Annotated in this window: 12 protein-coding genes; 11 read left to right on the forward strand and 1 reads right to left on the reverse strand. The window is 59.2% G+C overall.

Annotation, left to right across the window (positions count from 1 at the left end; all coding sequences use genetic code 11):
• Positions 1-128 precede the first annotated feature (128 nt).
• From XI02_RS06800 to grpE, 11 genes are all read left to right on the forward strand, one after another.
• On the forward strand, positions 129-590 hold the full coding sequence (locus XI02_RS06800; protein WP_194483378.1) for a GNAT family N-acetyltransferase: 462 nt from the start codon (positions 129-131) through the stop codon (positions 588-590).
• Positions 591-868: 278 nt separating this feature from the next.
• The gene (locus XI02_RS06805) at positions 869-1,141 is read left to right on the forward strand and encodes a DUF1488 family protein (protein ID WP_172648752.1); all 273 of its coding nucleotides are present in this window, start codon (positions 869-871) and stop codon (positions 1,139-1,141) included.
• A 276-nt stretch (positions 1,142-1,417) separates the two neighbouring features.
• Entirely contained in the window at positions 1,418-2,314 is an 897-nt protein-coding gene (locus tag XI02_RS06810; RefSeq protein ID WP_172648751.1) for a bestrophin family protein, read from the forward strand.
• Positions 2,315-3,059: 745 nt separating this feature from the next.
• Complete coding sequence (locus XI02_RS06815; protein WP_172648750.1) at positions 3,060-3,266, forward strand: CsbD family protein; 207 nt, start codon at positions 3,060-3,062, stop codon at positions 3,264-3,266.
• Between the two features lie 523 nt (positions 3,267-3,789).
• Complete coding sequence (locus tag XI02_RS06820) at positions 3,790-6,057, forward strand: FdhF/YdeP family oxidoreductase (RefSeq protein ID WP_172648749.1); 2,268 nt, start codon at positions 3,790-3,792, stop codon at positions 6,055-6,057.
• 58 nt (positions 6,058-6,115) lie between these two features.
• The gene (locus XI02_RS06825; RefSeq protein WP_172648748.1) at positions 6,116-7,528 is read left to right on the forward strand and encodes a cytochrome ubiquinol oxidase subunit I; all 1,413 of its coding nucleotides are present in this window, start codon (positions 6,116-6,118) and stop codon (positions 7,526-7,528) included.
• 4 nt (positions 7,529-7,532) lie between these two features.
• Positions 7,533-8,537, forward strand: a complete 1,005-nt coding sequence (gene cydB / locus XI02_RS06830) for a cytochrome d ubiquinol oxidase subunit II (protein ID WP_172648747.1) — start codon at positions 7,533-7,535, stop codon at positions 8,535-8,537.
• 38 nt (positions 8,538-8,575) lie between these two features.
• Positions 8,576-8,650, forward strand: coding sequence for a hypothetical protein (locus XI02_RS06835; protein ID WP_244981165.1), 75 nt, complete (start codon positions 8,576-8,578; stop codon positions 8,648-8,650).
• 91 nt (positions 8,651-8,741) lie between these two features.
• The gene (locus tag XI02_RS06840; RefSeq protein WP_172648746.1) at positions 8,742-10,055 is read left to right on the forward strand and encodes a mechanosensitive ion channel family protein; all 1,314 of its coding nucleotides are present in this window, start codon (positions 8,742-8,744) and stop codon (positions 10,053-10,055) included.
• A gap of 136 nt (positions 10,056-10,191) precedes the next feature.
• A complete protein-coding gene (locus XI02_RS06845; RefSeq protein WP_244980802.1) occupies positions 10,192-10,770 on the forward strand; it encodes an HdeD family acid-resistance protein in 579 nt (192 codons plus the stop codon).
• Between the two features lie 83 nt (positions 10,771-10,853).
• Positions 10,854-11,504 carry a nucleotide exchange factor GrpE gene (gene grpE / locus XI02_RS06850; RefSeq protein ID WP_244980801.1) on the forward strand — a complete coding sequence of 217 codons (651 nt, stop codon included), beginning with the start codon at positions 10,854-10,856 and terminating at the stop codon, positions 11,502-11,504.
• Between the two features lie 69 nt (positions 11,505-11,573).
• On the opposite strand, the gene XI02_RS06855 is transcribed toward grpE, so the two are convergent.
• Entirely contained in the window at positions 11,574-11,840 is a 267-nt protein-coding gene (locus tag XI02_RS06855; RefSeq protein ID WP_172648745.1) for an Hsp20/alpha crystallin family protein, read from the reverse strand.
• Positions 11,841-12,021: the final 181 nt, after the last annotated feature.

The raw sequence follows: 12,021 nt of genomic DNA on the forward strand, positions 1-12,021 counted from the left end.
ACAACACAGACAGATTGTCCGCTGTCGTTCGATGCTCCTTCTGGATCGCCGGCATTGTTGCACACCGGAAATGGTCCATCTATTGCTCGGAACGCTTTCGATCGCGTCGCGAAGTTGATTGTTTTGCGATGACAGATATTCGAATACTTACCGCAGAGCCAGGAGCGATCGAAGTGGCTATCTGCGCGCGTTGGCGCGTCAGTTCATTTTCAATGCTTCGTACTTCCTTCGAGGAAGAGCTAAGATCATTGCAACAATTTGCTGCCGATCGGAGCCTTGGCGTGCTGCTCGTCGCGAAAGCAGATGGTGCGCCGATAGGCGCCTGCCTTTTGGTTGAGTCCGAGTTCGAGCCGAATCACGATGTCGCACCATGGCTCACAGGTCTGTTCGTTGTCCCCGAACATCGCAATGAAGGAGTGGGCACCATCTTGGTGCGGGCGATTGAGGATCAAGCGCGGCAGCGCGGATTTTCGCGGCTAAACCTCTATACGTCAGAGGCAACCGGCTTCTATGCGCGGCTCGGATGGTCGACCGCCGATCGCACCAATTGGAGGGGCGTCGATGCAACTCTCATGGTTCGAGATCTATGAAGCGACCTCACGGGCTTTGGGTTCGGCAGTCGCGCCACCCTCCTCGAGGCATCGACAATCCGCCGACGGTAGGTGCCTCGGAGAGGCCCCTGGTCCCAACTTGTCCGCCGCAAGGGACAAAATGTCTGCCTTAAAGGCGGCCATCGCGCTCTAATTCATTGAATTTGCGTCGTCTTGGGATTTGGCGTGCTCCTTGCTCTGGGAGTAATCGGGTCAATGATCGTATGGCCGCTCGGTCCGGGTTGATCCGGGAGCGGCCATCGTTTGAGGACTGTCAAATGGCGCTCGCGCGAGATCCCGATGGTCAGTATGAGGTTCACCGTCATGGAATCTTTTTCGTGATGTACAAGGATAGTTCCGAGGTCACGTGCATGATCGCGCGCAGAGCTCTCAACGTGATGCGCGTTCGGTTTCATCCCATTCCAAGCGCGGAGGAATTCTTCCTTATGCGTCGAGCGCGAATCGAACGCGCCGCCAGCGACAAGTTTGAAAACCGTCAGTCCAGCGTCACCCGCGTGGTTTTGCTCGATCGGTTTGACGTGGATTTCTGAGCCAAACTCAGCTTTATAAATGATGCTGCAACTCGACACAGCGGCCGCGTTCCCTGCTCCGTCACAGGGACGTCCTCCCGGATACAAAGCATCGATGTCCACAGCGACCAGGTCCGGTTGGTGGACACTCGGCGTGCTCTCGGGCATTTCCCGAGCCAATCCAATTGTCCGATGGTCAAAGTATCTGCTCCGGCCTGCCTGCGGCAGCGAAACTCGGACTAGCGCAGCTTTGCAGTCCGGGCATGAGAAGCAGCCCCGGATGTCGGGGAGGCTGCAATGATCGTGCGCTCCAAGCCCGGCTTCTGGGACGTTGCGTTTGCCGTCAATGGATCGATCTTGCCGCGGATCGCGCCGCATCTGGTCGCAATTGCTCTGATCAGTGTGTTGGCGATTTTTGCTGCCATGGAGCATCCGGGCATCTTCGCGCGCATCAGTGCGGTTCCGTTCACGCTGATCGGCATAGCGCTGTCGGTCTTCATGAGCTTCCGAAACAGCACATGTTACGCCCGCTGGTGGGAGGGACGCGAACTCTGGGGCAAGCTGATCATCGCCAGCCGCTCGTTCGCGCGCCAGATCTCCACCCTCGAAGACGACGACCGGCGCGTCCTGCTCCGCGGCCTGTGCGGCTTTTGCTGCGGGCTAACGGCACGCCTTCGGGGTGAAGACGAAGTGGCGGCAATCAAACCGTGGAGTGAGATCGACGCTGCTTCAGGCGGTCCCAACCCCACCAATGCCGTGCTCAACCAGATCGGGCTGCATTGTTTAATGCTGATGAAGCGAGATCGGATCGAGCCGATCCACTACGCCGTTCTGGAACGGCAACTCACCGCGCTTTCCGACGTCCAGGGCGGTTGCGAGCGCATCGCGTCCACCCCGGTGCCATTCGCCTATTCGCTGCTGCTGCATCGAACCGCGCTGATCTTCTGCGTGACGTTGCCGTTCGCGCTTGCCGGATCGCTCGATTGGTGGACGCTGCTGCCCGTCCTGCTCGTCGCCTACACCTTCTTCGGTCTCGACGCGCTTGGCCATCAGCTTGAGGCACCCTTCGGGTTGGAGCCGAATGCGCTCCCGCTTGACGCAATGAGACGAGCTCTCGAGCGCGAGATGCTCGCTCTGCTCGGTGAGCGCGATTTGCCCGCTCCCATGGAGCCTGTTCAGAATGTGCTGATGTAATGCTGAACAAGTGGCATAGCGCATGCTGACGGCGCGGTGGCGTCAGGGCTTGTCGCGCAGACGGACGCGACATGCCTCGCGTGGAGGGCGCGACCCCAGCCCCGGGTAGTCTAAGGGTGGCCGGGGCCGCGCTTACTCCGCGCTGGCGTACCGAATGTCATTCAATGCTCAACGGCACGGAAGGTGCCGAAAGTAACGCTCCCGCCGGAAAGGGCGAAGTGCGCTCTAATCACTCCAACGATTCAGTGTGGCGTGGCGGCGGGTCGCCAGGAAAGATCATTGGACCAGACGTAGATGGCTATGGCTGCCAGACATAAAGCGATACCGATCCAGAAAATGGGAGAATGATGGATTGGTCGCCGATCTCTCAAGGCGCGCTTCATCTCGATTTCCTCATTGGCGCGAACAATCAACGAGTTTCAACTCACGTGAGGTTACACGAAAGCGGCGTTGAAGTCATTTGTCATCACGTGGCTCACGTCGTTCATTGCGTCAGGCAAATGTCTGTCGGCGCTGAACCCATCCCACGCCCAATAGTAACGCGTTCAAGCTGGTTGGCATCGGCGCCGCGCCGGCGCGGCAGTTCTCGGCGGACAACTTGGCCAAATCTGTCGTGACAAATTGTCCATTGCCGGTAGCCAAGACCGCCTAACTCATTGATATGACGATGCGCTCAGACTGGCACGCCTGTTGCTAACCTTTCCTCGATGCACGTTTCACGGTTGGGCAAAAGAAGGAGATGAAAATGAACTGGGATCGCATCGAAGGAAACTGGAAGGCTGCAAAGGGTGCGCTCAAGGCAACATGGGGGAAGCTGACCGACAACGACATTGATGTCATCAACGGTGACAGAGAGCGGTTGGAGGGCAAGCTGCAAGATCTCTACGGCATTGACAAAAACCAGGTCCGCAAAGAGGTCGACAAGTGGGCCAAGGAAGCAAATTGGGATTGATCCCGATTGATTGACCCCGGCGGATCCACGGCTGCTGCGAAGCAGTATCGATGCCGATTGTTCGTAGAGCTCGCGCGCAATTGGACGCTGAACGCCATCACAACAGGTCGCTGCGCAGCGCTGATCGGCGGAGTGCGGCTTCAAGACTCTCTTGGACTGCGGAGATCTGCGCCTCGGCGAGTGTGCCAAGCTACGACAGGATACATGAGGAGATACAATGTCGAAGGACCACGACAAGGCGTCACACGGATCGCAGGACGCGCGACGTCACAAGATCGATCATCAAACGCGAAACGAGTGGCTTCAGAGACGCGGGCCTTCAGGATGCGTGGCGTGCTTCCGGCATGACGCGAGACGACTTCATCCGGCACCACGAAGGCCTGATCGACACGGTGATCGTCGCCAACCTCGATCAGGATCGATAAAGCGAGCCGGAAGCGCGGCCCAGCGTGCTGCGGGTGATCTTATTCAGGTCACTCAGCTGAAGACCCTACTGAAGATCTGGCAATTGCGGAGTTGATTTATGTTGGACGGTAAGCCGCGCTTCAAGACGTATCATCATCCCGCCGGCGGTTGGGGCGCCGCCGCAGCGACTGCAAAGATTCTTCTCGAGCAGAGTGTGGTGACGAAGGGATCGCGCGCGCTTCTATCGATGAACCAGCCCGGCGGATTCAAGTGCTCGAGTTGCGCGTTTCCCGACGCGGAATGCAAGAAAACGCTGGATTTCTGCGAGAACGGCGCCAAGGCGTTGGCGTTTGAGGCAACGAAGTTTCGAGTCACACGAGAGCTCTTTGAACGGCACACCGTGTCCGAACTCATGGAGCGGTCGGACTACTGGCTCGAGATGCAAGGACGTTTGACGGAGCCGATGCGCTATGATTCATCGTCGGATCGCTACGTGCCTTGCAGCTGGGACGACGCGTTCGCCCTGATCGGCAAGCATTTGCGGGCTCTTGAAAGTCCGCACCAGGCCGAATTCTATACATCCGGCCGCACACCCAACGAAGCGGCGTTTCTCTACTCGATATTTGTCCGGGAGTTCGGAACCAACAATTTCCCCGACTGCTCGAACATGTGCCACGAGCCGACCAGCCGGGGCTTGCCGCCCTCGATCGGTGTCGGGAAGGGCACCGTTATCCTCGATGATTTCGAGCACGCTGAAGCGATTTTCGTCATCGGGCAGAACACCGGAACGAATTCGCCGCGGATGATGAGCAATCTGGTCGAAGCGAGCAAGCGCGGGGTTCCGATCGTGGCCGTCAATCCGATGCCCGAACGCGCGTTGGTGCGCTTCGCCGATCCGCAGGATGTCATTCAGATGGCAACGTTCGGTTCGACCAAGATTGCCAGCGAGTTCGTTCATGTCCGCATCGGCGGTGACCTCGCCTTCCTCAAGGGGGTCATGAAGGTCATTTTCGAACGCGAGGAATCCGGCGAGAAGATCGTCGACTGGAAGTTTATCCGCGAGCATACCGTCGGCCTCGATGCGGTCCGGGACGACGCGATGGCGCAGACATGGCCGGAATTGGAGAGGGCCTCCGGGCTTGAGGAATCGCAGATCCGGCGATGCGCCGAAATCTACATTCGCGCGCGCGCGACGATCATTTGCTACGGGATGGGGATCACGCAGCATCAGGAGGGGTCGCGGCTGGTGCAGCAGCTGGTCAATCTGCTCCTGCTCAAGGGCAATTTCGGCAAACCGGGCGCCGGAATTTCGCCCATTCGCGGTCATTCCAATGTGCAGGGAGATCGCACCGTCGGCATCGACGAACAGCCGAGCCAGGACTATCTCGATCGTGTTCGCGATGTCTTTGGGTTCGAGCCGCCCCGCGAACATGGTCATCACACGATCGAGTCCGTCGCGGCCATGCAGGCGGGCACGGCGAAGGTCTTCATCGGCCTCGGCGGCAATTTCGTTCGCGCGGTGCCCGATACCGAACGCTCGTACGCGGCGATGCGAAAGCTCGCGCTGACGGTCGCCGTCACCACCAAGCTGAATCGCGGACATTTGGTTCATGGTCGTGACGCCTTGATGCTGCCCGTTATCGCGCGCTCGGAGATTATCCGAACGGCAGCCGGTGATCAGTTCGTGACAATCGAGGACTCGATGTCGAACGTCACCGCGTCTCGCGGAGTGTTGCAGCCGGCGAGCCCGCACCTCCTGCCTGAGGTGGAGATTGTCTGCCGGATCGCGCAGGCGACGTTGCCGAACAGCAAGGTCGACTGGAAGAGGTATAGCGAGGATTACGGCTTGATCCGCGACAAGATCGCGGAGGTCTATCCGGAGATCTACAGCGACTTCTCCGAGCGCATCGAAAGCCCGAGAGGTTTTCACCTCGACGTGCCGCCGCGCGAACTGGTGTGGCCGACGCCGAATGGCAAGGCGAACTTTCTGCTTCTGCCGGGGCTGGAAGTCAACGCATCCGTTTCGGATCCCGACATGCTGCGACTGGCGACCATTCGCTCGCACGATCAGTTCAATACGACGATCTACAGCAACAACGACCGCTATCGCGGTGTCTACAATGACCGAATGGTTCTGTTCATGAACGCTGAGGATCGCGCGGCGCGAGGGCTCGAGGACGGCTCGAGCATTGCGCTCGAGACGATCAGCGATGATGGCATACAGCGGCGCGTGAGCGGACTGAGGGTGTTGGACTATCCGATGCCGCGCGGATCGGTTGCGGGATATTACCCCGAGCTCAATCCGCTGCTGCCTCTCGACTACTATGACAAGATCAGCGGGACGCCCGCAGCCAAGTCCATTCCGGTACGGGTCGTTGCCGCTTGATCGGCCGGATGTCGGAGACGAAGTGCCGGGACGCACATCCTGAGGCGAGGAGGGGACATTGCTGGACAATCTCGATGCGGTGATTCTGGCGCGCGCGCAGTTTGCGTTCACCGTCTCGTTCCATTTCATATTTCCATCTTTCTCGATCGGGCTTGCGAGCTATCTGATGGTGCTCGAGGCGTTGTGGCTGAGGACGGGGCAAGGCGTCTATGCCAACTTGTTCCGCTACTGGCTCAAGATCTTCGCCGTTGTGTTCGGCATGGGCGTCGTCTCGGGGGTGGTGCTCTCATATCAGTTCGGTACGAATTGGTCGGTATTCTCCACGAGAGCAGGGCCGATCATCGGGCCGCTGATGGCGTATGAGGTGATGACGGCCTTCTTTCTGGAAGCCGGCTTTCTCGGCGTCATGCTGTTCGGCATGAGTAAGGTCGGGAACGGCCTTCATTTCTTCGCAACGTGCATGGTCGCGCTTGGCACACTGATCTCGGCGACCTGGATCATTGCCGTGAACAGCTGGATGCAGACGCCGGCGGGTTTCGCGATAAATGCGAAGGACCAGTTTGTGCCCGCCGGATCGTGGATGCCGATCATCTTCACCTCGAGTTTTCCGTATCGCCTCGTTCACACCGTGATCGCGGCCTATCTGACGACGGCGTTCGTGGTTGGCGGTGTGGGCGCCTGGCATCTGCTGTGGGACCGCAGCAATGCCGGCGCGCGCAAGATGTTTTCGATGGCGATGTGGATGGCCGCGATCGTGACTCCGATCCAAATTGTCGCGGGTGATGCCCATGGCCTCAACACGCTGGAACACCAGCCCGCCAAGGTTCTTGCTATGGAAGGGCACTACGAACCCAGCCCCGATGGCGCGTCGCTTATTCTCTTCGGCTTCCCCAGCAACGAGACAGCGCAGGTCCATCATAAGCTCGAAGTGCCTCGCCTGGGGTCACTGATCCTCAAACACGATCCGGATGCACCTTTACCGGGACTCAGCGACTTTCCGCGGGATCAATGGCCGCCGGTACCGATTGTGTTCTGGTCGTTCCGGATCATGGTCGGCCTTGGATTTGCGATGCTCGCTGTCGGTATCTGGAGCCTGCTCGCGCGCTTCCGGGGAATGCTCTACGACTGGGCCTGGTTGCATCGCGCGTGCGTCGTTCTCGGACCGGCCGGCTTTGTCGCTGTGATCGCTGGATGGGTGACGACGGAGGTCGGTCGGCAACCTTTCACGGTCTATGGACTGTTACGAACGGCGGAATCACATTCGCCGCTGGCTGCGCCGGCTGTGGCGGCCTCCCTTGTCGCTTTCGTGCTGGTGTATTTCGCAGCGTTCGGCGCCGGCACCTATTATCTCCTGCGCCTGATGGCGAAGCCGCCCGCGCCGGGTGAGAAGGAGCCGCCCAAGGTGCCGCAGCGCGCCGCAGGCATTACGCCGGCGGGCAGTGTCGGCGTGCCTCTGACTGCGGCGGAGTGAGGCCATGTCCAGCATCGACCTTACGATTTTCTGGGCTGCGATTATCGGATTTGCGGTGATGGCCTACGTCGTCATGGACGGGTTCGACCTTGGCATCGGAATTCTGTTCCCGAGCTTTGCGGTCGGCGACGAGCGCGACCAGGCCATGAATTCGATCGCGCCGGTCTGGGATGGCAACGAGACGTGGCTGGTGATGGGCGGCGGCGGTCTGCTGGCGGCGTTTCCGCTCGCCTATGCGATCATCCTTCCGGCCACCTATCCGTTGATGATCGCCATGCTGCTTGGGCTCGTCTTCCGCGGCGTCGCCTTTGAGTTCCGCTGGCGCGATCCAGGGCATCGGCCATTATGGGACATTGCGTTCTGGTTGGGCTCCCTGGTGGCCGCCTTTGCGCAAGGTGTTACTCTCGGGGCAATTCTGCAGGGTATCCACGTTGTCAATGATGCCTATGCCGGCGGCTGGCTCGACTGGCTAAGCCAATTCAGCATCCTGACCGGCGTCGCGGTTGTGATCGGCTATGCGCTGCTCGGCGCAACGTGGCTGATCTGGAAGACGGAGGGGACGAGCCAACGTCACGCGCGCCGTGCCGCCTTCTGGCTCGGCGCCGGTACGCTTCTGGCGCTGGGGGCCGTCAGCGCGGTGACGCCGTTTCTCGATTATGACTACTGGCGGCGGTGGTTCGCAATGCCCGGCGTCTTGTTGACGGCCCAGGTGCCGCTGTTGGTGCTGATCTGCGCGGTAACCTTCTTCTGGAGTCTGAAGCGAGAGTTCGAGCGGTTGCCGTTCCTCATGGCGCTGGCACTCTTCCTGCTGAGCTTCATCGGGCTCGGAATCAGCATCTATCCTTACGCTGTTCCACGCGCGATTACGATCTGGGATGCCGCGGCACCGGTCGAAAGCCAGTTGTTCATGCTGGTGGGCGCCTGCGTGATTATTCCGCTCATCCTCGCATACACAGGCTGGGCGTACTGGGTGTTTCGCGGCAAGGCCGGCACCGCAGGGTATCACTGATGCAGGCGCGGATTCCGCTATGGCAACGGCTCGTGTGGATGGCCGCGATCTGGATCGCAAGCGTTGTGGCGGTCGGCTTGGTCTCGGGCGTGATCAGAATGTGGTTACGTTAATTCAGTTCCGGTCAGCCCGGTCATTTGACCACCTCGTTTGTCGCGGAGCCGCAGGTTCCGGCGGAAAGCACCGCAGTCTCCACGTTCCTGCATGACACATGCTCCGAATAGCGAACTGACCGCGCTCTGGACAATCGTGCTTTCGTTCTGGCAGCGAAGCGTCTTGGACCTAACCGTTGGACACTTCATCGTTTCGATCGTCATTCTCGCGATCGCAGTGCTGATCCGGCGGCTTTTCAGCCGCTTTATCGTCTCCCGTATCCACTCGTGGTCGTCGAGCAAGGTCGGCCTCAACCGCACGATCGTCGAGGCACTTGCTCCGCCGATTCAGTTTATTCCGATCGTCCTGGCCGTATTTATTATCGGCGAATGCGTGCTGACCAATCAGAGGCTCAAGGATGGGCTCCTCCAGATTGATCGTTCGTTGACCGCATTCACAATCTTCTGGGCGCTGTTCGAGGTGATCGGGCCCCTATGCGCGGTTCTGGATGGCCGGACGCCGATCTTCAGTCAGGCCATGATCGGCTGGACGGTCAGGGTCGGGCGCGCCATCATCGTTGCGCTCGGCGCGACCGCCGTCCTGGAGGTCTGGGGCATTCACGTCGGGCCTGTACTGGCGAGCTTCGGCCTCGTCGGCGTCGCGGTGGCGCTGGGCGCCCAGAATCTGTTCAAGAATCTGATCTCCGGGATCTTCATCATTGGCGAGCAGCGCTTTCGAAACGGCGATTGGATCCTCGCCGAGGGAACGGTGGAAACCATTGGTCTGCGGACAACGAAAGTCCGCCGGTTCGATCAAGCACCCGTATTCGTTCCGAATTCGTATTTGGCGGACAATGCCGTCACCAACTTCTCGCAGATGAGGTTTCGCCGCATTTCCTGGATCATCGGCCTCGATTACAGCACGACGATCGGCCAGCTCCGCGATGTCCGTGATGCAATCGAGGCGTACATCCTCGGCAGTCAAGATTTCGTTCATCCTCCTGAAGCCGTCGCGTTCGTACGTGTCGACAAGTTCAATGAATTGTCGATCGATCTCATAGTCTATTGCTTCACCCGCACCACGGTCTGGGGTGACTGGCTGAAGATCAAGGAGGAGCTGGCGTATGCCATCAAAGCGATCGTGAAAAAGGCGGGATCTGATTTCGCCTTTCCAAGTCAGTCGCTCTACGTGGAGGCCGTCCCGACAGGGATGGAGCTTTTTCCTCACAATACGGCGTCGAACAGTGATCCGACGAGCGGGACGGGGGTGGTGGGCAAGCCGTTCCGAAAGGCGGCGTGGCATGAATCCCAGCAACATTCTTGCTTCGTGGACGCTCGTGCCGGCGAATTAGCCTTTCGGCGCTTCGGTCATTTTGTCCCAACGATTCCGGACAAAATGACCTTTCAGCGACATCGATTGCCATAACTGATTGAAATCACGTCGATTGCGGTCTGGCACGTCGATTGCGTTGTCGTCAGTTGCAAGAATGTCGTCGTCTGCATCGCGGGGCACGGCCCATGTGCAGCGAGTCACCAACAACTCAATCTCTGGGCAATTCGTCATGGCGCAAACAATTGGAATGCCGGAACCGAGGCGGGCGTTCACGGGATTGATGACCGAAGCGCGAGGGAAGTGGGGTTGGTTCGTCGCCCTGGGCATTCTCTTTATTGCGCTGGGCTTCGGAGCTCTCAGCAATCTGCTGTTGGCGACCATCGCAACGATCTTCTACATCGGCGTCTTGATGATCATCGCGGGCGCCTTTCAGATCGTCCATGCGTTTAGGGTCAAAAACTGGCGCGGGTTCTTTCTTTGGGGCCTGGGAGGCTTTTTCTATGCTGCGGCCGGTACGACAATCGTTCTGGATCCAGCAATCGCTTCACTTGTTTTGACTCTCATATTGGCCGTTTGCACGATCGCGTCCGGCGTCATGCGCCTGTTGCTCAGCTTTAGAGCAAAGAGAGATCGCGGCTGGGGCTGGCTATTTGCCTCTGGACTGCTCACCGCGATCGCAGGATTGGCGTTTCTGTTAGGTTGGCCACTCAACAGTCTCTGGCTGCTTGGCCTGTTGTTGTCGATCGACCTGGTTTTCCAGGGCTGCACGCTGCTTGGTCTGGGCCTGCAGCTCCGCGGTACGCGGTAGACGGCCGGCTCGGGCGAGCGAAGAACGCCGCTTGTCCGGCCGACCTTCAAACGTCATATCAACGGCGAGATAAGAGAGCTGCCATGACCAATAACGGCCCGCCCAACGATCCTCATCACAGCAGACAGATTCACTCACACCGCCCTCAAGGAGGGACTCATCAGGCGAAGCAAGGTGTAGAGAAGGTGATGCCTGAGGGCTCTGCAAGGGAAACAACCTCCGGATCGCCAGATGCTGCGGACACCCCGCCAAGCGCCGCAGAAGACGTGCATGAGGCCATTGCGCGGCTCGTGGCGGAGAATGTCGATCTCAAAGACCGGCTGCTTCGGGCGCTCGCGGATGCCGAAAATGTACGCCGGCGCTCCGAGCGTGAGTTGAACGACATGCGGCAATACGCCGTAACCAAGTTCGCGGGCGATATGGTCAATGTCGCGGACAATCTGGAACGTGCGATGTCCAGTCTTCCTGCGGAGCTGCGCGACAATGCCGGCCCCTTCAAGACGTTTGTCGAGGGTGTGGAGCTTACCGAAAAGGAGCTGTTGCGATCGCTGGAAGCGCACGGCGTCAAGAGGCTCGATCCGGCCGGAAGCCGGTTTGATCCTCACTTTCACGAGGCCATGTTCCAGGTCAAGGATCCGTCAGTGCCAAGCGGCACCGTCACGACGGTCGTGCAGCCCGGTTACGCGATCGGATCGCGTTCGTTGAGGTCCGCGAAAGTCGGCGTCGCGAGCTGAAATGCCCGCTCGCCTCCGGGCGTGCCGCGCGATGGCCTCGATGGCTTTAGCAGTGTCGGCTCGGATCGACTACCTGTGCTTGGGAAACGTCACGGTCATCACGCCGTCGTCGAAATACGCGTTTATCTTATGAGCATCGACCGAACTGGGTAATAGCATCGAGCTCAAGACTCTGATTGTCCGTTCGGCACCACGGCCGTCGTTCACCTGCCGCTCAGCGATGATGGTGAGTACACCACGCTCAACGGACACGTCTATGTCGTTTGCCGTTAGACTATGCAGCTCTGCAACGATTTGTAGTTCGTCATCTGTCTCGTTCACGTCAACATTCAGCATCGTGAACCATCCTGGTCGTACATGCGACGGCATAGCCCATCGACCGGATCAACCGGCAGCAATACGCGTGCCATCCGCGCGGCAAGTCATATCAACGGCTTAAGGTGTTGATCAGTGAGCCCGCAGACACTTTGTCAAAGTCGATCGGACAAGTTGTCTGATGCAAGTCTGGCGCGATCGC

Source organism: Bradyrhizobium sp. CCBAU 21365, from assembly GCF_015291305.1.
Taxonomy (GTDB): Bacteria; Pseudomonadota; Alphaproteobacteria; order Rhizobiales; family Xanthobacteraceae; genus Bradyrhizobium; species Bradyrhizobium elkanii.